Genomic DNA, 26,418 nt, shown 5'->3' on the forward strand with positions numbered 1-26,418 from the left:
GTCCTCAATGCAGGTTCGGCTGCGCGCCGACACCTTTTTCATCGATCTGATAGCCGCGCCGGAAACGGTCGATGCGCAGTTGCGTGGCCGTTTCGTGCGGCTCGTTGCGAGCGATCAGATGGGCGTAGCAGTAGCCGGACGCGGGCGTGGCCTTGAAGCCGCCATAGCACCAGCCGGCGTTCAGATAGAGATTGTCGATGTGGGTGCGATCGATAATCGGCGAGCCGTCCATGCTCATATCCATCACGCCACCCCAGCTGCGCAGGTAGCGCACGCGGGTCAGCGACGGGATCAAGGCGACACCTGCTTCGGCAACATGCTCGACCGTCGCGAGATTGCCGCGCTGCGCATAGGAATTATAGCCGTCGATATCGCCGCCGAAGACGAGGCCGCCCTTGTCCGACTGCGAAACGTAGAAATGCCCGGCACCGAAGGTAACGACGCAATCAATGAAAGGCTTCAAGCCTTCGGAAACGAAAGCCTGAAGCACATGGCTCTCGATCGGCAAACGTAGCCCGGCCATGTCGGCGACAACGGTGGAGTTCCCGGCTGCCGCAAGCGCCAGCTTGCCGCAGCCGATGAAGCCCTTCGTCGTCTCGACGCCGGTCACCCGGCCATTCTCACTGCGAATGCCTGTGACTTCGCAGCCAGTGATGATATCGACGCCGCGGCTGTCGGCGCCGCGCGCATAGCCCCAGGCAACGGCGTCGTGGCGCACCGTACCACCGCGTGGCTGCAACAAGCCGCCCATGATGGGAAAGCGGGCATTATCGAAATCGAGGAAGGGCAGCTTCTGGCGAACCATTTCCCGGTCGAGAAATTCGGCATCGACGCCATGCAGACGCATGGCGTTACCGCGCCTCGTATAAGCGTCTCGCTGTGCATCCGAGTGAAAGAGGTTGATCACGCCGCGCTGCGAGACCATGGCGTTGAAATTGAAGTCCTGCTCCAGCCCCTCCCAGAGCTTCATCGAGAGCTCGTAGAACGGGTTGTTGCCGGGCAGGAGGTAGTTGGACCGGATGATCGTCGTGTTGCGGCCGATATTGCCGGAGCCGAGATAGCCCTTTTCCAGAACGGCAACGTTAGTGATGCCGAAGGTCTTCGCAAGATAATACGCCGTCGCCAATCCATGGCCGCCGCCGCCAACGATGATGACATCGTAATGCGGCTTCGGCTCGGGTTGGCGCCAGGCAGGAGCCCAGCCGGCATTGCCGCGGAGACCGTTGAGGAGAATGGAGAGAGCGGAATAGCGCATGGATTGATCCAGGTGGAATTGCGCTGATGATGACAGAGCAGGAAATGTCGACTTGCCTATTCAGGACATATTTCGATAGAAAAGGGACATGTCTTCGATCGATGCGAAAAACCTCCAGCATATCGGTTTCATCCTGATCCCGGGATTCGCGCTGATGTCCTATGCTTCGGCGAGCGAGCCGCTACGCGCCGCCAATTTGCTGGCCGGGCGGGAGATCTACCGACTGTCGACCTTCTCGCCGGATGGTGCATCAGCCCTGTCCTCCGGCGGTGTACCCGTTCCGGCAGCCCCGCTTCCGGGGCGAGGTTCCGGCCTTGGCACGGTGTTCGTGTGCGCAGGCGGATCGCCACGCGACTGGCACTATCCGGCGGTGCTGGCCTGCCTCAGGCAATTGGCGCGCGAGGGGGTGCGCAGCGGCCGCATCTCAGGCGGCCCCTATCTGCTTGCCGCCGCCGGTCTTTTGGCCGACCGTGATTTCACCATCCATTGGGAACATGCGCCGGCACTCCTCGAGTCGTTTCCAGCCCTTTCGCCACGCCAGGCCCGTTTCGTCGTCGACGGCAACCGCATCACCTGCGGCGGCGGCATTGCGCCGCTCGACATGATGCATGCGCTGATCTCCGAGCGCATGGGACCCGATTTCGCCCGCCGCGTCAGCGACTGGTATCTGCACACAGAGGTCGGCGAACCGACCGCCCCTCAACGCGGCTCGCTTGCCGAGCGCTACGGCGTACACCATCCCGGCCTGTTGAGTGTGCTGGAGAAGATGGAAGAGACGATCGAGATGCCGCTCGATCGCACCGCCATGGCGCGGATCGCCGGCGTTACGCCACGCCATCTCGACCGGCTGTTTGCCGCGCATCTCGGTTCGACATTCCTCGACCAATATCGCCGCATCCGGCTGCAACATGCCCGGCGGCTCCTCGAACAGAGCCCGCTGTCGATTTCTGAAATCGCTGTTGCCACCGGCTTTTCGAGCGGCGCGCATTTCTCCCGTGCCTATCGCAACCTTTACGATATGGCGCCGAGCGAAACGCGCAGGACGTAGTTTTCGTCTTAGTTGAGAAAATTTCACCGTGAGGATAGGATGGCCATGACAATAAATGGCCGTAAGGATTTATGAATGAAGAGCAAGCCGGGGAAGACATTGATCGAAGAGCATCCGCATGGCGGACGGCCGGCTTTCTCCCAGGATCCGCACGCAGTGCGCGAGCCGAAAGAAAACAATCTCGAAATGGCGATCGGCCACGAGGTGCGCGCCTATCGCAAAAAGCTCGGCATCACGGTGACGGACCTTGCGGCGGCGACCGGAATTTCACTCGGGATGCTCTCGAAGATCGAAAACGGCAATATCTCGCCGTCCCTGACAACGCTGCAATCGCTCTCTCGCGCGCTTGGCGTGCCGCTCACCGCCTTCTTCCGCCGCTATGAAGAGCCGCGCAACGCCGTTTTCGTCAAGGCTGGCCAGGGTGTGGAGCTCGAACGGCGCGGCACGCGAGCCGGCCATCAATATAATCTGCTCGGCCATATCGACAACAATTCAAGCGGCGTCATCGTTGAACCCTATCTGATCACGCTGACAGTCGATTCCGACGTCTTCCCGACCTTTCAGCATGAGGGGATGGAGTTTCTCTATATGATCGAAGGCGAAGTGGTCTATCGCCATGGCGACCAGCTTTTCCCCATGCAACCCGGCGACAGCCTGTTCTTCGATGCGGACGCGCCGCATGGCCCGGAAGTGCTGGTAAAACTGCCGGCAAAATACCTCTCGATCATCAGTTACCCACAACGCGGCAAGATCGACTGACTTGCCTTAAAAGAAAAAATTATTCTTTCCAGTTGAAATTCGAAAACGGACCTGATAGCCATTTTGCAGACGCGAAATGGAGGGTCTGATCATGTGCGGAATTGTGGGTCTCTTCCTGAAAGACAAAAGCCTTGAGCCAAAGCTCGGCGCGCTTCTTTCGTCCATGCTTGTCACGATGACTGACCGGGGTCCGGACAGTGCCGGCATCGCGATTTACGGTGGCACTGACGGCAAAAATGCCAAAATCACTATCCAGTCAGCCAATCCCAAAAAGGACTTTGACGGTCTTGAGCACGATTTGAGACGCGCACTGGATGCGCCGGTTTCGGTCGAAGTCAAAAGCACGCATGCCGTCATCACGCTCGCCAGCGACAAGCTGGATGAAGGTAGGGCGGCGATTACGGCTCTACGTCCCGACGTTCGTGTCATGAGCAGCGGCGACGCCATCGAGATCTACAAGGAAACGGGCCTTCCGAAGGACGTCATCTCCCGTTTCGGCGTCACCTCCATGTCCGGAACGCATGGCATCGGCCACACCCGCATGGCAACGGAATCGGCAGTCACCACGCTCGGCGCCCATCCATTCTCGACCGGCTCCGATCAATGCCTTGTCCATAACGGCTCCCTGTCGAACCACAACAATCTTCGTCGGGAACTCGTGCGGGAAGGCATGACCTTCGAAACGCAGAATGACTCGGAAGTCGCGGCCGCCTATCTGACGGCCGAAATGGCAAAGGGCAAGGATCTCGGCGAGGCTTTGACCGGCGCGCTCAGCGATCTCGATGGCTTCTTCACCTTCGTCGTCGGCACGAAGTCAGGCTTCGGCGTCGTTCGTGACCCCATCGCCTGCAAGCCAGCCGTCATGGCCGAAACCGATCAATATGTCGCTTTCGGTTCCGAGTACCGCGCGCTCGTCAGCCTGCCGGGTATCGAAGATGCCCGCATCTGGGAGCCGGAGCCGGCCACCGTCTATTTCTGGGATCACGAAAAGGCCGCCTAGTTCAGTCCTGGTGCAATCGAGAAAGTTCTTTCATGCCAGTTTTCGATCTATCCGTTACTTCGCTGCGCGAATTTAACAGCATACTTCACAGCCTTTCGGCCGGCGCCAACGACACCGCCTTTGAAGTCGTCAATCCGCGTGGCCATCATGCCGTCGCCGTCGGCATCGACACGCCGGTCACCGTCGATATCAGAGGATCGGTCGGCTATTATTGTGCCGGCATGAACGATGGCGGCACGGTCACCGTGCATGGTTCGGCAGGACCGGGTGTCGCGGAAAACATGATGTCGGGCACCGTCGTTATCGAGGGTGATGCCAGCCAATATGCCGGGGCAACCGGCCAGGGTGGCCTTCTGGTCATCAAAGGCAATGCGGCTTCGCGTTGCGGCATTTCGATGAAAGGTATCGATATCGTCGTGCACGGCAATATCGGCCACATGTCCGCCTTCATGGGGCAATCCGGCCATCTGGTGGTGCTCGGCGATGCCGGCGATGCCTTGGGCGACAGCCTCTATGAGGCAAAGCTCTTCGTCCGCGGCTCGGTGCAGAGCCTGGGTTCGGATTGCATCGAGAAGGAGATGCGGCCGGAGCATATCGCCAAGCTCTCCGAACTTCTTGAAAAGGCAGGTGTCAAGGATGTCAGGCCGGAAGAGTTCAAGCGTTATGGATCGGCGCGCAAGCTCTACAATTTCAATATCGACAATGCCGACGCGTACTGAGGCGAAAGGGACATCATGAGCTATCACAACCCGCTGACGCCGCCCCGCAAATCCGCAACCTTCGACGATCATACGCTGGCAGAAATCCGCCGGGCGGCAGCAACGGGGATCTACGATATCCGTGGCGCCGGTACAAAGCGCAAGGTGCCGCATTTCGACGATCTTCTCTTCCTCGGCGCGTCGATCTCGCGCTATCCGCTCGAAGGCTATCGCGAGAAGTGCGACACAACAGTCGTCCTCGGCAGCCGCTTTGCCAAGAAGCCCATCACGCTCAAGACCCCGATCACCATCGCCGGCATGAGCTTCGGCGCCCTGTCGGGTAATGCCAAGGAAGCGCTCGGTCGCGGCGCCACGATTGCGGGCACATCTACCACGACCGGCGACGGCGGCATGACCGACGAGGAGCGCGGCCATTCGCAGACCCTCGTCTATCAGTATCTCCCCTCGCGCTATGGCATGAACCCAAAGGATCTGCGTCGCGCGGACGCGATCGAGGTCGTCGTGGGGCAGGGTGCCAAACCGGGCGGCGGCGGCATGCTGCTCGGCCAGAAGATCTCCGATCGCGTCGCTCATATGCGTAATCTGCCGAAAGGCATCGACCAGCGCTCGGCCTGCCGCCATCCGGACTGGACCGGGCCGGACGATCTTGAAATCAAGATCATGGAACTGCGCGAAATCACCGATTGGGAAAAGCCGATCTACGTCAAGGTCGGCGGCGCGCGTCCCTATTACGATACGGCCCTCGCGGTAAAGGCCGGCGCGGACGTCGTCGTGCTCGACGGCATGCAGGGCGGCACGGCCGCGACGCAGGACGTCTTCATCGAAAATGTCGGCATACCGACCCTCGCCTGCATCCGTCCCGCCGTTCAGGCGCTGCAGGATCTGGGTATGCACCGCAAGGTGCAGCTGATCATCTCCGGCGGCATTCGCTCCGGCGCCGACGTTGCCAAGGCGCTGGCGCTGGGTGCCGATGCCGTTGCCATCGGTACGGCGGCGCTTGTTGCGCTCGGCGACAACGATCCGCGCTGGGAGGAAGAGTATCAAAAGCTCGGCACGACGGCCGGCGCCTATGATGACTGGCACGAGGGCAAGGACCCTGCCGGCATTACCACGCAGGACCCGGAACTTGCCGCGCGGCTCGATCCGGTCGCTGCTGGCCGACGCCTCGCCAACTATCTTAAGGTGATGACGCTCGAAGCACAGACGATTGCGCGTGCTTGCGGCAAGAATCATCTGCATAATCTCGAACCGGAGGACCTGTGCGCGCTGACGATGGAGGCCGCGGCCATGGCGCAGATCCCGCTTGCCGGCACCAACTGGTATCCGGGCAAGGGAGGCTACTAATCAAGTGACTTTTCCGATCGGGCCGAAGAGCCCGGCGGCTGCATGCATACATCGAAGTGTCTCGAAGAAATCCAAAGGGGAACGAGAATGACACTGGATCTTGCTGCTTTTGCGAAAGACAAAGGCATCAAATATTTCATGATCAGCTACACCGATCTTTTTTCCGGTCAGCGCGCCAAGCTGGTGCCGGCCCAGGCGATTGCCGGAATGCAGGAGGATGGCGCGGGCTTTGCCGGTTTTGCCACCTGGCTCGACATGACGCCTGCCCATCCCGACCTCTTTGCCGTGCCGGACCCATCCTCTGTCATCCAGCTCCCATGGAAGAAAGAGGTTGCCTGGGTTGCCGCCGATTTGATGATGGATGGCGAGATCGTCGCCCAGGCGCCTCGCAACGTGCTGAAGAAGCTGGTCAAACAGGCCGAAGCGGAAGGCAAGCGGGTCAAGACCGGCGTAGAAGCCGAGTTTTTCCTGATTACCGCCGATGGCGGCAAGATTTCGGATGAATACGACACGGCCGAAAAGCCCTGCTACGATCAGCAGGCCGTGATGCGCCGCTACGATGTCATCGCCGAGATCTGCGACTATATGCTTGAACTCGGCTGGGGCGCCTACCAGAACGACCACGAGGACGCCAACGGCCAGTTCGAAATGAACTGGGAGTTTGACGACGCTCTTCAGACGGCAGACAAACATTCCTTCTTCAAGTTCATGGTCAAGTCCATTGCCGAGAAGCATGGCTTGCGCGCGACCTTCATGCCGAAGCCCTTCAAGGGTCTGACGGGCAATGGCTGCCATTGCCATATCTCCGTCTGGAGCAATGACGGCAGGACCAATGTCTTTGCTGACAGGGAAGCCGAATTCGGTCTTTCGGCCGAAGGCAGGCACTTCCTCGGCGGCATCATGAAGCATGCCTCATCGCTGGCGGCGATCACCAATCCGACTGTGAATTCCTACAAGCGCATCAATGCGCCGCGCACGACGTCGGGCGCCACCTGGTCGCCGAATACGGTAACATGGACCGGCAACAACCGCACCCATATGGTTCGCGTGCCGGGTCCCGGTCGCTTCGAACTGCGCCTGCCTGACGGTGCGGTCAATCCCTATCTGCTCCAGGCGATCATCATCGCTGCCGGCCTCGACGGCTTGCGCAACAAGGCCGATCCCGGTCCGCATCACGATATCGACATGTATGCGCAAGGGCATCTGGTGAAGAATGCGCCGCGCCTGCCGCTCAACCTGCTTGATGCGCTGAGAGCCTATGACGAGGACGAGGGCCTGAAGGAGGCCATCGGCTCGGAATTCTCCGCGGCCTACCTGAAACTCAAGCATCAGGAATGGAACGCCTACTGCTCGCATTTCACGCAGTGGGAGCGCGACAGCACGCTCGATATCTGAGCGCGGAGCGGACGATTGCCCGGATAAGCGCGTGTGCCGGAGTTTTATGCTCCGGCGCGGCGCAGCTTTGGCCTAAGACGGCGGAGGAAGATCATCATGAAGAGCTATGTACTGACAGTTGCGTGCAAGTCGACACGCGGGATCGTGGCGGCGATATCGAACTATCTGGCCGAGCAAGGCTGCAACATCGTCGATTCCAGCCAGTTCGACGATCTCGACACCGGCATGTTCTTCATGCGCGTCTCCTTCATCTCCGAGGAGGGCATCGGTGAACCAGCGCTGGTCGAAGGCTTCAAGCCGATCGCCACCAAGTTCGACATGGCTTCAGAGTTCCACGATGCCAAGAAGCGCATGAAGGTGCTGCTGATGGTCTCGCGCTTCGGCCATTGCCTGAACGACCTGCTCTACCGCTGGAAGATCGGCGCGCTGCCGATCGATATCGTCGGCGTCATCTCCAACCATTTCGACTATCAGAAGGTCGTGGTCAACCACGACATCCCCTTCCACCATATTCCGGTGACCAAGGCCAACAAGCCGGAGGCGGAAGCCCGGATCATGGATGTTGTCGAGCAGACCGGCACGGAACTGATCGTGCTTGCCCGCTACATGCAGATCCTGTCGGATTCGATGTGCCAGAAGATGTCTGGCCGCATCATCAACATCCACCATTCCTTCCTGCCGTCCTTCAAGGGGGCAAACCCTTACAAGCAGGCCTATGAGCGCGGCGTGAAGCTGATCGGGGCGACGGCGCATTACGTCACCGCCGATCTCGACGAAGGTCCGATCATCGAGCAGGACACGGCGCGCATCACGCATGCGCAGTCGGCCGATGATTACGTCTCGATCGGCCGCGATGTGGAGAGCCAGGTGCTGGCGCGCGCCATCCATGCGCATATCCATCACCGCAATTTCATCAACGGCAACCGCACCGTCGTCTTCCCGGCAAGCCCGGGCTCATATGCTTCCGAGCGGATGGGCTGAGCCATGGCTGTCGCGACAGTGATCGACGGCAAGGTTGCAGCGGCTTCGGTGATCGAGGCTGTGAAGGTGGCGGCGGCAGGGCTTGAGACGGAGACCGGTGTGAAGACCGGACTTGCGGTCGTCATCGTCGGCGACGATCCGGCCAGCCACGCCTATGTGAACTCCAAGAGCAAGATGGCCAAGGAATGCGGCTTCAAGTCGGTCCAGCACACGCTGCCCGCCGAGACGACGCAGGAAGCGCTCGCAAGCCTCGTGGCATCGCTGAACGAAGATCCGTCCATCCACGGCATTCTGGTGCAGCTGCCGCTGCCGAAGCATCTGGATGCCGATCCGATCATCCAGTCGATCCGGCCGGACAAGGACGTCGATGGTCTGCATGTCGTGAATGCCGGCAAGCTGGCAACCGGCGATCTTGAAACAGGGCTGATCTCCTGCACGCCGGCCGGCGCCATGCTTCTGGTGCGGCGTATTCACGGCGACGACCTGTCGGGGCTGAATGCCGTCGTCATCGGCCGTTCCAACCTGTTCGGCAAGCCGATGGCGCAATTGCTGCTCAATGCCAATGCGACTGTGACGACGGCGCATTCGAGGACGAAGGATCTGGCCTCGGTCTCACGCGGTGCCGATATTCTGGTTGCCGCCGTCGGCCGCCCGGAGATGGTCAAGGCTGACTGGATCAAGCCGGGCGCAACGGTCATCGATGTCGGCATCAACCGGATTGCGGCACCCGAGCGGGGCGAGGGCAAGAGCCGTCTGGTGGGCGATGTCGCCTATGCGGAAGCGTCCGATGTCGCCGCTGCCATCACGCCGGTTCCGGGCGGTGTCGGGCCGATGACGATTGCCATGCTGATGGCCAATACCGTCATTGCAGCTCATCGCACCGCGGGAAAACAGCCGCCGAAGTTTTGAACAAAATGCCGTCCGGGCGATGACAAAAAACCACTCGGATCGGCTTGCCAAGGCATGAAAGACGACTATAGTCAGGAAATAATTATTCCATAGAAGAAAATGAGGGAACGAAATGGCATTATCATGGCGTTTCTCCGCCTTGGCGGACCGGCACCGTGCTCTCGGATCGAAACTCGAAGACTGGAGCGGCATGGGAACCGCCTGGACCTACGAGAAGGACATGTCGGACGAACATGTCGCGATCCGCACCAAGGCCGGGCTGATGGACGTTTCCGGCCTCAAGAAGGTGCATCTGGTCGGCCCGCACGCCATCGCCGTGCTCGACCATATCACCACCCGTGACATGTCGAAGATCTATCCCGGCCGCTCGGTCTACGCCGCGATGCTGAATGATCGCGGCTACTTCACCGACGACTGCATCGTCTACCGTACCGGCCCGAATTCCTGGATGCTGGTGCATGGTTCTGGCTCCGGCCACGAGGAACTCGTCAAGCAGGCAGCCGGCCGCAACTGCGCCGTCCTATTCGACGACGATCTGCACGACCTCTCATTGCAAGGCCCGGTCGCCGTCGATTATCTCGCCAAATACGTGCCTGGGATCCGCGATCTCAAATATTTCCATCACATGCAGACGACGCTATTCGGCGCCCCTGTGATGATCTCGCGCACCGGCTATACCGGTGAGCGCGGCTATGAAATCTTCGTACGCGGCCAGGATGCCGCGATGGTCTGGGATCGCATCGTCGCTGAGGGCAAGGAGATGGGGATCATTCCCTGCTGCTTCAGCGTCCTCGACATGCTGCGCGTCGAAAGCTATCTGCTCTTCTACCCCTATGATAACTCGCAGATGTATCCTTTCGCCGATCAGCCACCCGGCGACAGCCTCTGGGAACTCGGCCTCGACTTTACAGTCAGCCCCGGCAAGACCGGCTTCCGCGGTGCCGAGGAACATGCCCGCCTCAAGGGCAAGGAGCGTTTCAAGATTTTCGGCATGCTGATCGATGCCGACGGCCCGGCCGATCTCGGCGACGAAGTCTTTGCCGACGGCAAAAAGGTCGGCGTCATCACCTGCCCCTGCTATTCTGCGCTGACGAAGAAATCGATGGCAATCGCCCGTCTCGATGTCGACAAGGCGGTACAGGGCACCAAGCTTGAGGTGCGTGGCAAGAGCTTGAAGGCAAGCGCCATCGCGCATACGCTGCCTTTCGACGATCCGGAAAAGAAGAAGAGGACGGCCATCGGCTAAGGAGGCGCTCATGCTTGTCGAAGGCATCAAGAGCCGACCGGTTTACCGTGGTCTCGCAATCCAGCCGCATGCTCGTCGGCACCTCTTCGTTCTCGAAGGGGAGGGCGCCAACGCCCTTCTCGATAACAGGCCAACACTTGACGAAACGATCCTGTCGCGCAGCGAAATCCTCTATGTCGCGCGCGGCTCACAGGGCAAGGGTCATGACGAGACCCTGCGTAACCTCGGCGCCGACATGTTCTTCACCGCGCCGACCATTGCAACGCTGCTCTTTCGTCTGAAAGGGTCGCTTGCATCAGCCCATATGGGGACGCGTCTTTATATTGCCGGCACGGAAGGCTTCATCGGCCAGGCGATGATGGTGGCGCTCGACTACGGCATGGACCACGCCTCGATCATCTCGGAGCATCGCGGTTCGCTGGCGCGCCGCGTCCAATGCGTCCACTGCAAGGGCATCACCGAGGATGTCACCCATAGTCCGTTCAGCTGCAGCCATTGCGGGCTTCCGCTTCTGGTGCGCGATCACTATTCGCGCCGCCTCGGCGCTTTCCAGGGCGTCAATATCGACGCGGAAGAGCCCGGCAGCGCGCCCGATCCAGAGGAGTTGTTCCTATGAGCGGTGGTACGGAAATCCCGGTCCGCGTTGCGAAGGTCACTCCCATTGCCGAGCGCATCAAACGCTTCCGCTTCGAGCGTCTCGACGGCAAGCCGATGCCTTATTTCTCCGGCGGCGCCCATGTGATCGTTTCGATGAATGACGAAGGGCATATGCGCCGCAATGCCTATTCGCTGATGTCGCCGCCGCATGATTGCTCGGCCTATGAGATCAGCGTGCTGCGCGTCGAGGATTCGCGTGGCGGTTCGGCCTTTATGCATGAGAAAGTGCGCGAAGGTGACCAACTCAAAGTCAGCTATCCCGTCAATCTCTTTCAGCCGGATTGGCGCGGCCGCAAGCACCTACTCATCGCCGGCGGCATCGGCATCACGCCCTTCATTGCAATGATGCAGCAGTTTACCCGCGAGGGCGCCAATTTCGAGCTGCATTATGCCGTACGCTCGCTGGATCGCGGCGCTTATTGCCGCGAGCTGGTCGAGCAATACGGGGCGCAGCGGGTGAAGATCTATTGCGATGCCGACCGTAATTTCATCCCCGTCGCCCGCCTTCTCGAAAGCCAACCGCTCGGCACGCATCTCTATGTCTGCGGCCCGTCGGGCATGATCGACGGTGTGCTGAAAACGGGCATCGAGGCCGGTTGGCCGGAGCAGAACCTGCACTCCGAGCGCTTTCTATCCTCGCAGCCGGGCAAGCCTTTCTCGATCGAGCTGACACGCTCCGGCAAGACTGTGCATGTCGGCCATCACGAGAGCATGCTGGAGGCGATCGAAGCCGCCGGCGTCGACGCGCCATTTCTCTGTCGCGGCGGCGCCTGCGGACAATGCGAGACTAGCGTTGCCGCCTGCGACGGCAAGCTTCTGCACAATGACGTCTATCTGACCGACGAAGAAAAGGCTTCCGGCCGAAAGGTGATGATCTGCGTTTCCCGTTTCGAGGGAAGCGCACTGCATCTCGACCTTTAGGCATCCCGCCGATACCCAGGAGAACGGACATGGCAATCGCTTTCAAGCACGAAACGTTCCGGGACGATTTCAGCTATCGCAACAGTCCGGAAAACATCCGGCGCTTTCCGTTCCCCTTCGATCGAGACGAATACATGTATTCCGTCAATATGGAACCGCATGTGAAGGGGCAGAAGAACACCGTCTACGAAAGCCTGATCGACGTCGACGAGCATTATGTCGCCGAGATGCGCGACCGGGCGCTGGTATTAAAGGAAGATCCGCTGCGCTATCAGGCGCTGCCGCACATGATGTCCGCGCAATGGGATACGCTGGAACTGCTGATGGAAGAGCAGGCAGCCGGCTATCCCGAGCACTTCACGCTTACCAAGAACGGCGATCAATGGCGCTGGATCAACCGGCCGCTCGGTATCGATGACACCTTTACCTTCGGCGATGCATCGACGCTGCCCTATGAACCCTTCGAATACATCACCCGCCAGGCGCAGGGCGATTTTTGCATCGTAGACCAGCGGGACAGCAACCTCTGGATGGATGCCGGCATGGTGACGACCCAGGCCGATTGGTCGCTCGACTTCGACATCGGCATGAATTTCATGGAATGGCACGGCCCGGTGCCGCTCGCCCACCAGATCGGCGTCTTCGACCGTGCGTTGAAGTTCCTGTTGAACCTGCAGCAGGGCAAGCCGACGCGCCGCTTCAACTGGACGATGACGATCAATCCACGTCTCGACACCAGCCCTGAGAACTATCCGAAGTGGGGTCCAGACCGCACCACGGTGACGCCTGACAATGTCGGCGAGAAGGTGCATTTGCGCGTGGAATTGCAGAGCCTGTGGCGTCTGCCGCGCTCGAACGCCATCCTCTTCGTTATCCGCTGCTATCTGATGAACATGGACGAGCTGGTGACCGTGCCGAAATGGGCGCGCCGCTTTCCGCGCGTGCTGCGTACCCTGCCGCCGGAGCTCATTGACTATAAGGGCCTGACGCGTTTCCGCGAGATGACGATCGACTGGCTTTCAAAATATGATGACGGGGCAGCAACCAGCGCCGGCACCTTCCCGGATTGACGCCAACGACGCGCCAAGACGACCGCATGCGATAAGAATTTCGATACAATCGAGAAGGGGAATGCTTCATGACAAGAGTTGCCGTTATCGGTGCCGGGCCCTCGGGACTGGCTCAGTTGCGGGCCTTCCAATCGGCAGCGCAGAAGGGTGCCGAGATTCCGGAAGTCGTCTGCTACGAGAAGCAGTCCGATTGGGGCGGGCTTTGGAACTACACCTGGCGCACCGGCCTCGACGAATATGGCGAGCCTGTCCACGGCAGCATGTATCGATACCTCTGGTCGAACGGACCGAAAGAATGCCTTGAATTTGCTGACTATTCATTCGAGGAGCATTTTGGCAAGCCGATCGCATCCTATCCGCCACGCGCCGTGCTTTGGGATTATATCAAGGGTCGTGTCGACAAGGCTGATGTGCGCAAGTGGGTTCGTTTCAGCACGCCGGTGCGCATGGTGCGGTTCGACGAGGAAACGAAGAAATTCACCGTGACGGCACATGACCGCGCCCAGGACCGCATGTATGATGAGGAGTTCGACTATGTCGTGGTCGCGAGCGGCCACTTCTCGACGCCGAACGTTCCCTATTTCGAAGGGGTGAAAACCTTCAATGGCCGCGTCCTGCACGCCCATGATTTCCGCGACGCACTGGAATTCAAGGGTAAGGATGTCTTGCTCGTCGGCCGCAGCTATTCGGCCGAGGATATCGGTTCGCAATGCTGGAAATACGGCGCGAAATCGGTGACGACAAGCTATCGCTCCAAGCCGATGGGCTTTAAATGGCCATCGAATTTCGAAGAGCGGCCGCTGCTCACCCGGCTGGAAAACAAGACCGCGCACTTCCTCGACGGCTCATCCAAGGAGGTCGATGCGCTGATCCTCTGCACCGGCTACCAGCATCATTTCCCATTCCTGCCGGACGAGCTTCGGCTGAAGACCGCAAACCGCCTTTGGGCCGATCATCTCTACAAGGGCGTAGTCTTCGACAGCAATCCGCAGCTCTTCTACATCGGCATGCAGGACCAGTTCTACACCTTCAACATGTTCGACGTGCAGGCCTGGTGGGCACGCGATGTCATGATGGGCCGCATCAAGCTGCCGCCGGAAGAGGAGTTGCAGGCCAACTTCGACAAGTGGCGCGCCGCGAGGAAACGCTTGAAGATGCCGAGCAGATGATCTGGTACCAGGGCGACTATGTGAAGGAACTGCTCGCCGAGACCGACTATCCAAGCTTCGATATCGAAGGCACGAACAAGACCTTCATGGAATGGGAGCACCACAAGGCCGAGAACATCATGGGCTTCCGTGACCATGCCTATCGCTCTCTGATGACCGGTAATATGTCGCCGAAACATCATACGCCATGGGTCGAAGCGCTTGATGACTCGATGGAAGAATATCTGCGCAACTGATGTGGCGCACATTTTCGCGTAAGCCGGCAGGGGAGGCTGAAGCCGATCCCTGCCGGCTCTGTTTGAGTTGAGACGAAGCAATTTGATCAGCAACTTTTTCTTCGGATACCGCCTTCATGGATTTTCAAAGCAGCGTACTGAGCCGCATGAGCGGCTTTCTCTATCGTTGTCGTGCTGACGAGAATTATACGATGCTAGAGATGACCGACGGCGTCGAACGCATCTTCGGTTATCCTGTCGACGAGATCGTCGGCAATCGCACGCGCACCTTCACCTCCATTATGTTCGAGGAGGATGTTCCACTCATGGACGAGGTTGTCGGCAGGGCGCTGGAGAGCCGTACCGACTGGACGATGGAATATCGCATCCGCCATCGCGACGGCCATCTCGTCTGGGTGACGGAGACGGGCGGCGGCGTCTGGGACGAGACAGGAGAATTGCTCTATCTCGAGGGCAGCATCATCAACATCGAGTCGCTCTACCAGCGCATCGACGAACAGACCTCGGGCATGCGGGTCACGGCCTCCAAGACCAACGAAATCCTGCAGTCGCTGCGTTACCTGAAACTGCTCGCAGTCAATGCCGGCATCGAGGCCGCAAGAGCCGGAACGGCAGGGTCGGGCTTTGCAGTGCTGGCGGCAGAAATGCGCACGCTTGCCAATTCCTCCGAAGAGGCGGCACGGGCGATCTCCAATGCGCAGCGCAAGGCAGATTAGGCGGTTCTTCCGCAATTTCGGTGCAACTCAACTTCCAATAATGCATGAGTAAAGGAGTCTGATCGCAGCTCCCCGGCAGAGCCGGGTTGCTTTGCGATAACCTTCAAGGAGGACGGGCGGAGGTGGCTCATGGTTCGAAAATCACGGCCACGCCCAGTCGACGCGATCGGACGCTACTTATGATGACCTGAAACACCTGGCATGCTCTTCGCCTGCTCCAGACCCGCCTGCTGGGGAGTAAGCTCGTCCGCCAACGCGACCCATAGGCACTGCAGGGTTCCACTGCCATTCAGGTTCTGAATGTAGGTTGCATTGCCATTGGCGGCATAGGAATTTGTATGTCCTGCTTGAAGATGGACATTTTGCCAATTGTTGACGTTGACTATCGTCAGATTGTACGTCGATGCATTTGGACCACGGTTATAGACGTGCAAAATTCCGGGTACTCTCCCCAGCGAATATATATGCCCATCTGGTGGTATATTGACGACTGCCATTTTCAGCTCCTCCTGTTGAATATCGTATCCATGTCCTGCGCGAAGGAGCCCAGTGTCCTCCTCGCCTGAAGACAGCCGCATAATGAAGGTCGCTGCCTCAACGATATGTGCGGAACCTCACAGACAGAACGGAATATCACTGCGCGAAAACTGCGACATGCGGCGCGATAAGCTTATTTGCGCTGGGAGTCGCTTACCGTCCGTCGCCGTCGGTGAATGGGACGACAACACCTGGAGTGGGCGGCGTATGAGATCACACTCGCCCGCCAGCGATATGATGTCGAGCCAGATAATTGGCCACTAGCGTTGCCCTTAAGGTGCGAGAGCCGGAAAGACTCTAGGAGCGCGGTCGCGTCTTCTGCGGATCGTAGTGAGACAGCGGCACTATTACGGCCGGAAGCCGCTTCTGATGGCCGTCGAGCTTACCGATCTCGACTTTGGTGCCGACACTGGCATGCAGGACATCGACACGGGCAAGCGCAATCGTCTTGCCGAGGATCGGCGATCGGGTCGCGCTGGTGATCACGCCGACCTGGGCGCGGCCGATATGGATACAGTCGCCATGTCCCACCGCTTCATTGGCCTCGATATCGAGCCCGACCATTAGATGACGCGGGTTTTCCTTTCGCCGGATCAGCGCCTCGCGGCCGATGAAATCATCCTGCTTGGACTTCAACGGCACGGTGAAACCGATACCGGCCTCGAAAGGATCGGTCTGATCGGTGAATTCATGATGGGCGAAGATCAGCCCCGCCTCGATGCGCACCATGTCCAGCGCTTCCAGACCCATGGGCTTCAAGCCATAGGGTTCGCCGGCCTTCCAAACCGCATCAAAGACGGTTGCGGCGTCCTTCGGATGGCAGAAGATTTCATAGCCGAGTTCGCCGGTATAGCCGGTGCGTGAGACAACGACCGGAGCGCCTTCGAAGTGGCCGATGCGGCCCACTGCGAAACGGAACCATTCGAGTTCGCCGATGGTCGGCTGGCGCGGCGCCGTCCAGATGATCTCCTTCAGGATGTCGCGGCTTTTCGGACCTTGCAGCGCGATATTGTGCATCTGATCCGTGGACGAGCGGACCCAGGCTTTGAAGCCTTTCTTCTCCGCCTGCTCGCGCAACCAGATACCGCTGTAGTCATCGCCGCCGATCCAGCGGAAATTCTTGTCGCCGAGGCGGAAGAGCGTCCCATCGTCGATCATGCCGCCATTTTCGTAGCACATGGCGGAATACACGACCTGGCCGGTCGACAGCTTGCGGACATCGCGGGTCAGGCAATATTGCAGCAGTTCTTCCGCATCCGGTCCCGTCACCTCGAATTTGCGCAGCGGCGAGAGGTCGATGACCACGGCCCTTTCGCGGCAGGCCCAATATTCCTCGACCGGTCCCTCCGAAGAGAAGCGGTTCGGCAGCCAGAAGCCGCGATATTCGGTGTAGTCCCGCGTCAATGCGGAGAGGCGGGGGTGGAATGCGGTTTCCCGCGTGAGTTCGGCGTCAGCGTCAGGGGTCATGCGATAGGCTACCGCTCTTGTGAATTTCTCTTTGCCGGAAAAGGTGCGGACATGAATGTCGGTCGGGTCCCAGCCATTGGCCGCGTCGATATCGTCGGGACAAGATGAGGAGACGCAGACAAGATCGGTCAACGCCCGCATCAGCACATAGTCACCCGGCCGCGACCAGGGTTCGTCGAGATAGAGCTGATTATTGTGGTCGATATTGGTGTTGTAGAAGTAGTTCAGCGCTTCCCAGCCCTTGCGCGCGGGGACGCCGTAGGGTGCGAGCGCCGCATTGAAATTGTCCGTGCAATTCACATGGCCCGGATAGCCCATATCGTCGTAATAGCGTGAATTGCAGGCCGTGGCGAAAGCATCGTGGCGGCCAACCGTATCCTGAACGATTTCCACCAGCGGCTCGAAATCGCGATCGAAGGCCTTGGAGGGCAGGCCGGGTATCGGATAGCTGCGGCTGAGCAGGGTGCGCGTGACGGTGGAATCAAGCGCAAGATCAAGCCCCTTGTCCACCTTGCGGGCGGAGAAGGCCTGGAAGTCGGTGCACTGCCGGCCATAGACATCGATGATCTGGATGAATTCGCCGGCACGCACGAAATAGGCTGACGCCGTGGCCGCCTTGATACGGATATCCTCGATGGGGTCGGCTAGCGGTTCGGGCAGGGCGGAAGCATAGTCGCGGATGATCGCGGTGCGGCGTATCCGGACTTCTATCGGTGTCGCCGTATCCTGTGCTTCCGGCGACATGGCCGCACCCGGAGCGCAGGCGATCAACAGGCCCTTGAGAGCAATGGTGAATTCAGCCGCGCTGCCGGGCGATGAAGTTTCGCCGAAGATTCTGAGCGCGCCGGCCGAGGCGAGATCGGCGCCGCGTCGTTGCAGCGCGGTGCGCACACGCGACGCGCTCTCCTCATCGGAGGACAGAATGGACTTCAGTCCTTCCGCAGCACTGGTGAAGGCAGTTCCCAATCCGGCGGATTGAAACCGACCTTTCTCATCGAGAAAAGAGAGTTCGCAAACCTGGCCGCCTTCGCTGTCGGTGAGCGTGACCATGTCACCCGCCTCGACACGCAAAACGAGCGTTCCGCCGCCCTTGCAGCGATAGCGTTCCGTATCGTGCGGCAATGCAGGGATGCCCGGATAACGGACAATACTCGCCGAAACGGGCCGCACTCCGGCGATCGACGGATGGAGTTCTCGCATATGGCCCTCTCGGGAAAACGAGGTGCGTCAAGGCACCGGATTCATGCTGACAAAATGCCGTGGGAAAGTAAAGTGATGTTGACTAAAAAGAAAATATCTTCACTATGCATAAAGGGCTTGCCACTGGAAATCCGCGCATAGACGCGGCTCGCGAAAACCTCCAGCAAGCCTGAAATGCCATGGGAGGCACGTTCAGGGAGACGTACGAGAGATACGTCCGGAACAAAGATGGGGAATTTCACCAATGACAGATGTTGTGGAGGCCGGCGTTTCCGCCGGCACGGAAGGTAAGCTTATACGCGCGCTTGATTGGAAGGGCGCGTTCTGGGTGGCTGCGGGCGTGCCGCCGCTTGTTCTCTTCTCCATCGGCGGTATCGCCGGTACGACAGGCAAGCTCGCCTTCGTCGTCTGGATCATCTCGATGATCATGGGGTTTCTGCAGTCGTTCACCTACGCTGAAATCGCCGGCATGTTTGCCAACAAGTCGGGCGGCGCCTCGGTTTACGGTGCGACCGCCTGGTTACGCTATTCGAAGTTCATCGCGCCGCTTTCGGTCTGGTGCAACTGGTTTGCCTGGTCGCCGGTGCTATCGCTCGGCTGCGCCATCGCTGCCGGCTATATCCTTAATGCCTTCTACCCGATTCCCGCCGCGGATTCGCAGGCCGTGCTCAGCTGGATCAGCGCGCATGCAACGTCCATTGCGGCCGATAGCCCCCGGGTTGCCGAATATATCGCGGCTCACGCCGGCACATCGCCGCAAGATGCCGTGACCGCATTGCTCAGTGCCGATGGCGTGGCGGCACTAACACCCGCTATCCGCAACTGGTCCGTCATCAGCTTCACCATTCCCTTCCTCGCGACCGCCAACATCAATGCCACCTTCTTCATCGGCGGTATCCTGATGCTGATCATCTTCGCGATCCAGCATCGCGGTATCTCCGAGACGGCGAGCGTGCAGAAGTGGCTGGCGATTATCGTTCTCGTGCCACTGCTCATCATCGGTCTCTATCCGATCGTCAGCGGCCAGATCATCGCCTCCAACGTTACCGGCCTTGTACCGCCCACCGCGGCCTATGCCGGAACGGATGGCACCTGGAGCAATGGTGGCTGGACGCTCTTCCTCGGCGGCCTCTATATCGCGGCATGGTCGACCTACGGCTTCGAAACCGCAGTGTGCTATACCCGTGAGCTCAAAAATCCGAAGACGGATACGTTCAAGGCAATCTTCTATTCCGGCCTTGCCTGCTGCGTCTTCTTCTTCCTCGTGCCCTTCGCGTTCCAGGGCGTGCTTGGACATGCCGGCATGCTGGCACCCGGCATTGTCGACGGCACCGGCGTCGCAGAAGCGCTGGGAGGCCTGATCGGTGCCGGCCGCATCGTCACGCAGCTGCTCGTCATATTGATGATCATGGCGCTATTCCTTGCGATCATGACCGCCATGGCCGGTTCTTCGCGCACCCTCTACCAGGGCTCGAAGGACGGCTGGCTGCCGAAATATCTCGACCATGTGAACGAGAACGGCGCGCCCACCAGGGCGATGTGGACGGACTTCGCCTTCAACCTCTGCCTGCTCGCAATCGCTTCGGACACCAGCGGCTATTTCTTCGTGCTCGCCGTTTCCAATGTCGGATACATCATCTTCAACTTCCTGAACCTCAATTCGGGATGGATCCACCGCATGGATTCCGGTCATGTCGAGCGCCCCTGGAAAGCGCCCACCTGGCTCATCGGCCTCAACACCATCCTCGCCTTCGTCAATGCGCTTTTCCTCGGTGCCGGTGCCAAGGTCTGGGGCTATGCGAATGCGCTCTGGATCGGTTTTGCCTTCGCTGCATTGATCCTGCCCGTCTTCGCCTACAGGCATTATGTACGCGACGGCGGCAAGTTCCCGGCAGGCGCCATGGATGATCTCGGTCTTGTCGGTCAGGATCTCGGCGTGAAGAAAGCCGGAATTCTGCCCTATGTTGCTCTGCTGGGTGGCCTCGCCATCGTGCTGATCGGCAACTGGGCTTTCCAATTGCCGGCCTAAAGAAGCCCAGGCATGTGAAACGACAATCCCCGCCGCGGCGCTGCCGGGCGGGGATTGTTTTTATGGTGTGCGGAAAGAGGCGGGCTTACCATGCCCCTCCAAGAGCATGATCAACAGCCCTGGCTCTGGCCGGAAGTTGATCATAGGCAGCCAGATCTGGCTCGGCAAAGGCCGCTAGGCCAAGCGAGCCCAGGATATCGCGTCCGCTAGGGTCCTGATGCATGCTCAAAAGCGCGCCCTTCAGCGCCGTGATCATTTCGGCAGGCTGCCCTCTGGCCGCAACGAGAAGCGGGAAGGGCGCAGGCCTTGTCGTTCCGACCACACGCAGCGGCGCGATCATCTCCGGCTCATGCATCTCCATCAGCTGAAAGGCATAGGCGTCGATAGCGCCGACATCTATCGCACCTGTATGGATCGCCTCGACCACGCCGCGCGGATTGAGGAGTGGGCCAACAGTGTTGCGCACCGAACGCCCGTTGGCAAGCTCGGCGACGAACTCCCGAGGGGCATTGTAACCAGACTGCGAGTCCCGGACAGTCCAGCCCCAACGCACCGCCGCAAGGTCGGCGTCAGCAAGCGGCCTGTCACGTGCAGCCACGATATGGCTTGCATAGACTGGCTGTCCGCCTGCCCATTCCGCCGTGGAAACCGGGGCGGCCAAGGCTATCGGACGCTCATCGGCTGCCAATCTCGAAAACGGAAAGCCGCACATGAAGACCGCGCCCATGTCCGGCCGTGCCCACAGCTCCGACAGCGGCGCAGGCGCCGCATGGGGAATGACCTCGAGATCCACACCCGATTGGCCGGAGAGCCAATGAAAGAGCCGATCCCAATGCTCCGATATTCTCGGGCTGAGATTGTACATTCGGGAGCAGGCGATGGCAGGCGAGATGGGCGTCGTCATGGTGGTCACGCAAAACGAAGACGTTGGCCGATGTTCATCCGCCTGGCCTTATCGACCATCGCAGCACCCAGCGCCACGTCCGTGGTGCTGAGCCCGCGGTGCCAGAAGAGAATGGTCTCGTCGTCGCTCTCGCGGCCGGGCTTCGCCCCGCAGACGATCTGGCCGATCTCGGCATGCAGCGTTTCGGCCGTCACCTTGCCTTCGTCGACATGGCGGCGCAGCGCGCCGAACGGCCGGCCGGGACCGCACTGACCCCAATCGTCAACCACGACCTTGTCCATGATGTCGGTCAGGTCGAATTCGAGTGCGCTCATCGTGCCATAGGGAACGACGAAGGCACCTTTCTTGACCCAGGCGGTCTTGAACAGCGGCGTCGGCTCCGGCAGACGGCTGGCCTCGATCATGATATCCGCACCCTTGAGGCAGTCTTCCCAATTGTCGGTGACGATAATCTTCTTGCCGAGGTCCTTCTCCAGCCGTGCGGCGAAGGCATCGCGGCTTTCCGGGCGGCGCGAATGTACGCGGATTTCGTCGAAATCGAAAATGTGGTCGAGCAAGCGGACGTTCCAATAGGATGTGCCGCGTGCGCCGATATGGCCGAGTATCTTGCTATCCTTGCGGGCAAGATGACGGGCGCCGATGGCGGTGACGGCGCCGGTGCGCATGTCGGTGATGGCAGTCGCATCGACAATTGCCTTCGGTACGCCGGTGTGGGGATCAAACAGGTTGAGCACGGCGAGTTCCGAGGGCAGACCCTGCTTGTAGTTGTCGACGAAATCGCCAACCACTTTGACGCCAGCATAATCCAATGGTTTCACATAGCCACGCAACACATTGAAATGACCCTTGTCCGAGCTTTCGGGCACAAGATGGACGCGAGGCTCAATCACCGTCTCGCCGCGCCCCTGGGCATCGAGCGCCTTGGTCACCGCATCGAGAATTTCATCGTTGGAAAGTGCCAATGCCTTCGCATCAAGGGCGTTCAGATAGTCGATCCAGATTTCCTGCATTGCCATTCTCCAGGCCTGTTCCGGCTGCGCCGGTTTCTCGTTGGGTGCAGACCACATGCGGCCTGCCGGAAAGTTTCGGTCGGGTAAGGCGATGGGCTCACGGCCTCACCATCCCCGATCTCGTCATGAATGATGGTCGGGCTCGCTGCTCCAGGAAGTGTTCCCTATGAATTCCGATAGTCTCTGGAAGTCCGCCCCCTGCGCACGGTCCTCCTCGAGCGGCGGCACGAGGGTGCGAACCCGCCGATAGGCCTGCTCCGTACCCGTGCCAAGCTCGCCCTGCACGCCGCGAAGCTCGACGGCCTGCGCCGATGCGACGAGTTCGATGGCAACGAGATAGCGCAGCCGCTCAATGATCGCCTCGGTCTTCGTTAGAACGCTCGGCGCCATCGATGCCTGATCCTCGATACCATCGGCAACGGGAATGGGCGTGAGCGAGATCGGCGCCGCGAAATGCCGTATCTCGGCTTCGAGTGCCGAGACGGTTTTTTGCACCGTCGCAAAGCCACTTCGGCTCTGGCCAAGTGGCGTGAGAAACCGCGGCAGTTCGGACATGGCGGCCGACATAATCTTCATAGTACGGTAAGCGGTCGCCGCCGCGCAATGCGCCAGCGCCTGGCCGAGGCGTTCCCAGGCAAGCACGAATGCCGTCATGTCGAAATTGCCGTGCGAGAGAATGAGGCCTTCCTCGGTCAGCACGACAGGATTGTCGCCGGAGCTGGCGATTTCGATCTCCGTTATCGCCCGCGCCTCGGCTATCGCGTGATGGAGGGCGCCCCAGACTTGCGGCGCGCAGCGGTAACTCAGCGGGTCCTGCAATCGCCGGGCTGCTCCCTCGGCCAACAGCGAGCTTCCGGAAAGCAGATCGCGGAGCCTAGCGGCGGCCTCGCGCTGGCCGAAGGCCGGTCTTGCCGCCAATGCGCGGTCGTCAAAAGCGGATACGTTGGCGCGGAAGGCCTCGAAATTCAGCGCGATTGCCGCGAGCGACCAGTCGAACAGCCGCTCGAGATCTTCCAGACAAAGACAGGCCTTGCCGACCGACAGGCTGTTTGCCACCACAAGAACGTGACCGTCCTTCGGCCCGATCGGCAACGGCTTCAAACCTGCCTTTTCAAGTGCGTCTGCCGCCGCCGTCACAGTGCCGCCCACTTCGGCCTCGCCATCCCCCAGCAAAGCCCGTCCCATATGCGCAAGCGGTGCAAGATCGGCGGCGCCGATCGACCCGAGTGACGGTACGACAGGATGAAAGCCGGCGTTGAGCGCTGCCACCAAACCTGAGAATACCGGCAGCGACACGCCGGAACCGCCAGCTGCCATGCCGGCGACACGCGCGCCATCATCGCCCGCACAACGTCGCGCGGCAGCGCTGCACCGACGCCGACCGCGCGCGCCTGCGGCACACGCATCTGGAACGCGACGAGATCGTCCGAACCAAGCCTGGTATCGACGCCGGCGCCCAGCGCGGTCGTCAAACCGTAGACCGGCTTGTCATCGGCCAGGTAGCGTTCCACGACAGCGCGGGCGGCAACGATCTTTCCTTCGACCTCCGGTGAAATCTCGATCCGGGCGTGGCGCCGGGCGATCGCAGCGATATCGCTCACCGTTGGGGCTGCTCCAGTGAAGGATACGATCTTGCCCGCCTTGCTCATTCCTGCTTGCCTCCAAGACACGCGATCGCTTTGCTGCAATCTTCGCCGCTGCGCTCTTCCAGCCGATCTCTGCCGCCAGAATAGGTAGGCACCACGCATATCACGGCACAGGGGCTGCAACAGTCATATCGATTGAAGAACACTGCTATCTCATTACGACAAAATCGTCCGAGTAGAGAAAAAGCCAAGCGCGCCGCGCCGCCCGTTCCGGGAACTGAACGTAAGAAAACGGCGATAGCAATAATCCGCTACCGCCGCTTTATTTTGAGCAAACCCGGGATTCTCGGTGGTGTCAGCCGCCGATCATGAGCTTGACGACTTCCTCATGATTGGTGTCGGCGATGTTTCGTTCGCCGGCGACGATGCCGCGCCGCAGGACGACGATGCGATCCGAGACTGCGAAAATATCCTGCAGATTGTGCGAGATGAAGATGACGCCGCGCCCCTGTGCCTTCAACGACTTGATCAGGGCCACGACCTTGCGCTGCTCGGGCACGCCGAGCGCTGCCGTCGGCTCGTCCATGACCAGGATGCGGGCATTCCAATAGACGGCACGACCGATGGCGACGGCCTGACGCTGGCCGCCCGAGAAGTTGCTGACGGGAGCGTCGAGCCTCTTCACATGGAAGTCGAGTTCCGCCATCGTCTTGCGCGCCGCTTCCGCCATCGCCTTGCGATCGAGAACCGGCAGGAAACCGAACAGCTTCTTCATCGGCTCGCGACCCAGGAAGATATTAGCGCCGATGGTCAGGTTGTCGGCGAGAGCCAGGTCCTGATAGATCGTCTCTATTCCCTTTTCGCGCGCGTCCTGTGGCGAAGAAAAGGTGACGGGCTTGCCTTCGATCAGGATTTCGCCCGATGTCGGCGGGTAGACACCGGAAATCGCCTTGATCATCGTGGTCTTGCCGGCGCCGTTGTCACCGGCGAGGGCGACGACTTCGCCGGGGCGGACCACAAGCGAGCAATCGTCCAGCGCACGCACGGCACCGAAATAACGCGAGAGATTGCGGACTTCGAGGAGGGGAGTTGCGCTATTCATCCTGTTTCGCTCCGCTGAACCGGCGCTGCGCCTGGTCGATGAGCACCGAAATGATGATGACGACACCGACGGCGATGAACTGCCAGAACGGCTCGACATTCATGAAGACGAGGCCATATTGAATGACGGCGATGACAAGCGCTCCGGCGACAGTGCCGATGATCGTTCCTGAGCCGCCGAAGAGGCTCGCTCCGCCGATGACGACGGCGGCCACGCTATCGAGCAGCAGCGGCTCACCCGCCTGCGCCGCACCGGCAGTAAAGCGAGCGGCGTAGAGCGCGCCACCAAGGCCGGCGCAAACGGCAGACAACATATACAGCCGCAACAGGTGAGACTTGATGTTGATGCCAGCGCGGCGTGCAGCCTGCGCATTCGCGCCGATGGCATAATTGTGCTGGCCGAAACGGGTCTGGCTCAGGAGATAGTGCATGATCAATACGAAGACGAGCGTGACGATGACGAGATAGGGCACGCCAAAGAAGCGTCCGTTGCCAAGCTCGGCAAAATAGGAGTTCTTGACCGGCACCGTCGTTCCGCCGGCAAGCAGGAAGGCCGTTCCGCGAGCAACGCCGAACATACCGAGCGTCCCGATGAACGGCGGAACCTTGAGGCGGGAGATCAAAAGACCATTGATGAAGCCCGGCACGGCAGCGGCCAGCATGGCAACGAGGATGCCGAGCACCATCGCGATCGGAAGAGGCATGTAGAGACCGGAAATACTGGCGACATGCGCGGCGACAACGGCCGCAAGCCCCATGATGAAGCCGGTCGATAGATCGATACCACCTGAGATGATGACGAAGGTTTGCCCGACCGCCAACAGCAACGGCGCCACCGCGAAGATTGCCACGGATTGCCAGTTGAAGCTCGAGCCGACAAATGTGCCGCCGAAATCGATCTGCGCCCAGATCTCGAAAGTCACGATCAGCGCGGCAAGGAAAAGCCAGGCGCGCAATTGCGCGATGCGGCCAAGGATGGTCTTTGCCTGATCGCCGTGGTCCGCCTGAGGCGCCACATGTTGATCCGCCTTGCGGACCTCTAGATTGTCAATTGTCATGATCGGTCCAAACTGGAGCCTGATGGCGCAACGAATGCGGCGCCGTTCGCTCTATCATCGTTGGAAGTGTGCCTCGCTCATCAGCGAGGCACAGGCTGCAT

21 protein-coding genes and 2 pseudogenes are annotated in these 26,418 nt (G+C 60.1%); 15 read left to right on the top strand and 8 right to left on the bottom strand.

Annotated elements, in window-relative coordinates; translation table 11 throughout:
• Positions 1-4: 4 nt before the first annotated feature.
• A complete protein-coding gene (locus tag BSK43_RS29415; RefSeq protein WP_077468245.1) occupies positions 5-1,255 on the bottom strand; it encodes a sarcosine oxidase subunit beta family protein in 1,251 nt (416 codons plus the stop codon).
• Between the two features lie 88 nt (positions 1,256-1,343).
• On the opposite strand from BSK43_RS29415, the gene BSK43_RS29420 reads away from it, so the two are divergent.
• From BSK43_RS29420 to BSK43_RS36065, 14 genes and pseudogenes are all read left to right on the top strand, one after another.
• Positions 1,344-2,303 (top strand): GlxA family transcriptional regulator, encoded by a 960-nt coding sequence (locus BSK43_RS29420; RefSeq protein ID WP_136687336.1) that lies wholly within the window; start codon positions 1,344-1,346, stop codon positions 2,301-2,303.
• Positions 2,304-2,378: 75 nt separating this feature from the next.
• Positions 2,379-3,062 (top strand): helix-turn-helix domain-containing protein, encoded by a 684-nt coding sequence (locus tag BSK43_RS29425; protein ID WP_077468247.1) that lies wholly within the window; start codon positions 2,379-2,381, stop codon positions 3,060-3,062.
• Between the two features lie 91 nt (positions 3,063-3,153).
• Entirely contained in the window at positions 3,154-4,062 is a 909-nt protein-coding gene (locus tag BSK43_RS29430) for a glutamine amidotransferase family protein (RefSeq protein WP_077468302.1), read from the top strand.
• A gap of 32 nt (positions 4,063-4,094) precedes the next feature.
• Positions 4,095-4,781: a GXGXG domain-containing protein gene (locus BSK43_RS29435; protein WP_077468248.1), complete on the top strand. Its 687-nt coding sequence runs from the start codon at positions 4,095-4,097 to the stop codon at positions 4,779-4,781.
• A 15-nt stretch (positions 4,782-4,796) separates the two neighbouring features.
• Positions 4,797-6,125 carry an FMN-binding glutamate synthase family protein gene (locus BSK43_RS29440; RefSeq protein WP_136687338.1) on the top strand — a complete coding sequence of 443 codons (1,329 nt, stop codon included), beginning with the start codon at positions 4,797-4,799 and terminating at the stop codon, positions 6,123-6,125.
• An 87-nt stretch (positions 6,126-6,212) separates the two neighbouring features.
• The gene (glnT, locus tag BSK43_RS29445) at positions 6,213-7,520 is read left to right on the top strand and encodes a type III glutamate--ammonia ligase (protein WP_068392489.1); all 1,308 of its coding nucleotides are present in this window, start codon (positions 6,213-6,215) and stop codon (positions 7,518-7,520) included.
• Between the two features lie 96 nt (positions 7,521-7,616).
• Positions 7,617-8,501: a formyltetrahydrofolate deformylase gene (gene purU / locus BSK43_RS29450; RefSeq protein ID WP_077468402.1), complete on the top strand. Its 885-nt coding sequence runs from the start codon at positions 7,617-7,619 to the stop codon at positions 8,499-8,501.
• Positions 8,502-8,504: 3 nt separating this feature from the next.
• Positions 8,505-9,410 (top strand): bifunctional methylenetetrahydrofolate dehydrogenase/methenyltetrahydrofolate cyclohydrolase FolD, encoded by a 906-nt coding sequence (gene folD / locus BSK43_RS29455; protein WP_136687340.1) that lies wholly within the window; start codon positions 8,505-8,507, stop codon positions 9,408-9,410.
• 112 nt (positions 9,411-9,522) lie between these two features.
• Positions 9,523-10,656, top strand: a complete 1,134-nt coding sequence (locus tag BSK43_RS29460) for an aminomethyltransferase family protein (protein WP_077467099.1) — start codon at positions 9,523-9,525, stop codon at positions 10,654-10,656.
• A 10-nt stretch (positions 10,657-10,666) separates the two neighbouring features.
• Positions 10,667-11,272: a dimethylamine monooxygenase subunit DmmA family protein gene (locus BSK43_RS29465; RefSeq protein ID WP_077467100.1), complete on the top strand. Its 606-nt coding sequence runs from the start codon at positions 10,667-10,669 to the stop codon at positions 11,270-11,272.
• Positions 11,269-12,234, top strand: a complete 966-nt coding sequence (locus tag BSK43_RS29470) for a PDR/VanB family oxidoreductase (protein ID WP_077467101.1) — start codon at positions 11,269-11,271, stop codon at positions 12,232-12,234. The genes BSK43_RS29465 and BSK43_RS29470 overlap by 4 nt, the downstream gene beginning before the upstream one ends.
• Before the next feature lie 29 nt (positions 12,235-12,263).
• Positions 12,264-13,304 (top strand): DUF3445 domain-containing protein, encoded by a 1,041-nt coding sequence (locus BSK43_RS29475; RefSeq protein ID WP_077467102.1) that lies wholly within the window; start codon positions 12,264-12,266, stop codon positions 13,302-13,304.
• 68 nt (positions 13,305-13,372) lie between these two features.
• A pseudogene (locus tag BSK43_RS29480) lies at positions 13,373-14,709 on the top strand (NAD(P)/FAD-dependent oxidoreductase).
• 116 nt (positions 14,710-14,825) lie between these two features.
• Positions 14,826-15,425 carry a PAS domain-containing protein gene (locus BSK43_RS36065; protein WP_077467103.1) on the top strand — a complete coding sequence of 200 codons (600 nt, stop codon included), beginning with the start codon at positions 14,826-14,828 and terminating at the stop codon, positions 15,423-15,425.
• A 173-nt stretch (positions 15,426-15,598) separates the two neighbouring features.
• Here BSK43_RS36065 and BSK43_RS29490 read toward each other — a convergent pair whose 3' ends face one another.
• Both BSK43_RS29490 and BSK43_RS29495 read right to left on the bottom strand, forming a co-directional pair.
• Positions 15,599-15,922 (bottom strand): hypothetical protein, encoded by a 324-nt coding sequence (locus BSK43_RS29490; RefSeq protein ID WP_136687342.1) that lies wholly within the window; start codon positions 15,920-15,922, stop codon positions 15,599-15,601.
• A 337-nt stretch (positions 15,923-16,259) separates the two neighbouring features.
• Positions 16,260-18,629, bottom strand: coding sequence for a DUF1989 domain-containing protein (locus tag BSK43_RS29495; protein ID WP_077467105.1), 2,370 nt, complete (start codon positions 18,627-18,629; stop codon positions 16,260-16,262).
• A gap of 244 nt (positions 18,630-18,873) precedes the next feature.
• On the opposite strand from BSK43_RS29495, the gene BSK43_RS29500 reads away from it, so the two are divergent.
• Positions 18,874-20,658 carry an APC family permease gene (locus BSK43_RS29500; RefSeq protein ID WP_077467106.1) on the top strand — a complete coding sequence of 595 codons (1,785 nt, stop codon included), beginning with the start codon at positions 18,874-18,876 and terminating at the stop codon, positions 20,656-20,658.
• An 85-nt stretch (positions 20,659-20,743) separates the two neighbouring features.
• Here the strand turns inward: BSK43_RS29500 and BSK43_RS29505 are convergent, their stop codons facing one another.
• The 5 genes and pseudogenes from BSK43_RS29505 to BSK43_RS29525 form a co-directional block, all read right to left on the bottom strand.
• Positions 20,744-21,562, bottom strand: coding sequence for a PhnD/SsuA/transferrin family substrate-binding protein (locus tag BSK43_RS29505; protein WP_246662725.1), 819 nt, complete (start codon positions 21,560-21,562; stop codon positions 20,744-20,746).
• Positions 21,563-21,567: 5 nt separating this feature from the next.
• The gene (locus tag BSK43_RS29510) at positions 21,568-22,572 is read right to left on the bottom strand and encodes an ornithine cyclodeaminase family protein (RefSeq protein WP_077467107.1); all 1,005 of its coding nucleotides are present in this window, start codon (positions 22,570-22,572) and stop codon (positions 21,568-21,570) included.
• Between the two features lie 123 nt (positions 22,573-22,695).
• Positions 22,696-24,320 (bottom strand): annotated as a pseudogene (locus tag BSK43_RS29515) (aromatic amino acid lyase).
• Positions 24,321-24,513: 193 nt separating this feature from the next.
• Positions 24,514-25,260: an ATP-binding cassette domain-containing protein gene (locus BSK43_RS29520; protein WP_068392439.1), complete on the bottom strand. Its 747-nt coding sequence runs from the start codon at positions 25,258-25,260 to the stop codon at positions 24,514-24,516.
• Entirely contained in the window at positions 25,253-26,317 is a 1,065-nt protein-coding gene (locus BSK43_RS29525; protein WP_068392436.1) for a ribose ABC transporter, read from the bottom strand. The genes BSK43_RS29520 and BSK43_RS29525 overlap by 8 nt, the downstream gene beginning before the upstream one ends.
• Positions 26,318-26,418: the final 101 nt, after the last annotated feature.

Origin of the sequence: Rhizobium sp. P44RR-XXIV, from assembly GCF_001999485.2 — a bacterium.
Lineage (GTDB): Bacteria > Pseudomonadota > Alphaproteobacteria > Rhizobiales > Rhizobiaceae > Rhizobium.

Excerpts from the sequence above, each read along its gene's own strand:
- BSK43_RS29415 (WP_077468245.1), bottom strand. The coding sequence starts at position 1,255 with ATGCGCTATTCCGCTCTCTCCATTCTCCTCAACGGTCTCCGCGGCAAT.
- BSK43_RS29420 (WP_136687336.1), top strand. The coding sequence starts at position 1,344 with ATGTCTTCGATCGATGCGAAAAACCTCCAGCATATCGGTTTCATCCTG.
- BSK43_RS29425 (WP_077468247.1), top strand. The coding sequence starts at position 2,379 with ATGAAGAGCAAGCCGGGGAAGACATTGATCGAAGAGCATCCGCATGGC.
- BSK43_RS29430 (WP_077468302.1), top strand. The coding sequence starts at position 3,154 with ATGTGCGGAATTGTGGGTCTCTTCCTGAAAGACAAAAGCCTTGAGCCA.
- BSK43_RS29435 (WP_077468248.1), top strand. The coding sequence starts at position 4,095 with ATGCCAGTTTTCGATCTATCCGTTACTTCGCTGCGCGAATTTAACAGC.
- BSK43_RS29440 (WP_136687338.1), top strand. The coding sequence starts at position 4,797 with ATGAGCTATCACAACCCGCTGACGCCGCCCCGCAAATCCGCAACCTTC.
- glnT (WP_068392489.1), top strand. The coding sequence starts at position 6,213 with ATGACACTGGATCTTGCTGCTTTTGCGAAAGACAAAGGCATCAAATAT.
- purU (WP_077468402.1), top strand. The coding sequence starts at position 7,617 with ATGAAGAGCTATGTACTGACAGTTGCGTGCAAGTCGACACGCGGGATC.
- folD (WP_136687340.1), top strand. The coding sequence starts at position 8,505 with ATGGCTGTCGCGACAGTGATCGACGGCAAGGTTGCAGCGGCTTCGGTG.
- BSK43_RS29460 (WP_077467099.1), top strand. The coding sequence starts at position 9,523 with ATGGCATTATCATGGCGTTTCTCCGCCTTGGCGGACCGGCACCGTGCT.
- BSK43_RS29465 (WP_077467100.1), top strand. The coding sequence starts at position 10,667 with ATGCTTGTCGAAGGCATCAAGAGCCGACCGGTTTACCGTGGTCTCGCA.
- BSK43_RS29470 (WP_077467101.1), top strand. The coding sequence starts at position 11,269 with ATGAGCGGTGGTACGGAAATCCCGGTCCGCGTTGCGAAGGTCACTCCC.
- BSK43_RS29475 (WP_077467102.1), top strand. The coding sequence starts at position 12,264 with ATGGCAATCGCTTTCAAGCACGAAACGTTCCGGGACGATTTCAGCTAT.
- BSK43_RS36065 (WP_077467103.1), top strand. The coding sequence starts at position 14,826 with ATGGATTTTCAAAGCAGCGTACTGAGCCGCATGAGCGGCTTTCTCTAT.
- BSK43_RS29490 (WP_136687342.1), bottom strand. The coding sequence starts at position 15,922 with ATGGCAGTCGTCAATATACCACCAGATGGGCATATATATTCGCTGGGG.
- BSK43_RS29495 (WP_077467105.1), bottom strand. The coding sequence starts at position 18,629 with ATGCGAGAACTCCATCCGTCGATCGCCGGAGTGCGGCCCGTTTCGGCG.
- BSK43_RS29500 (WP_077467106.1), top strand. The coding sequence starts at position 18,874 with ATGACAGATGTTGTGGAGGCCGGCGTTTCCGCCGGCACGGAAGGTAAG.
- BSK43_RS29505 (WP_246662725.1), bottom strand. The coding sequence starts at position 21,562 with ATGACGACGCCCATCTCGCCTGCCATCGCCTGCTCCCGAATGTACAAT.
- BSK43_RS29510 (WP_077467107.1), bottom strand. The coding sequence starts at position 22,572 with ATGCAGGAAATCTGGATCGACTATCTGAACGCCCTTGATGCGAAGGCA.
- BSK43_RS29520 (WP_068392439.1), bottom strand. The coding sequence starts at position 25,260 with ATGAATAGCGCAACTCCCCTCCTCGAAGTCCGCAATCTCTCGCGTTAT.
- BSK43_RS29525 (WP_068392436.1), bottom strand. The coding sequence starts at position 26,317 with ATGACAATTGACAATCTAGAGGTCCGCAAGGCGGATCAACATGTGGCG.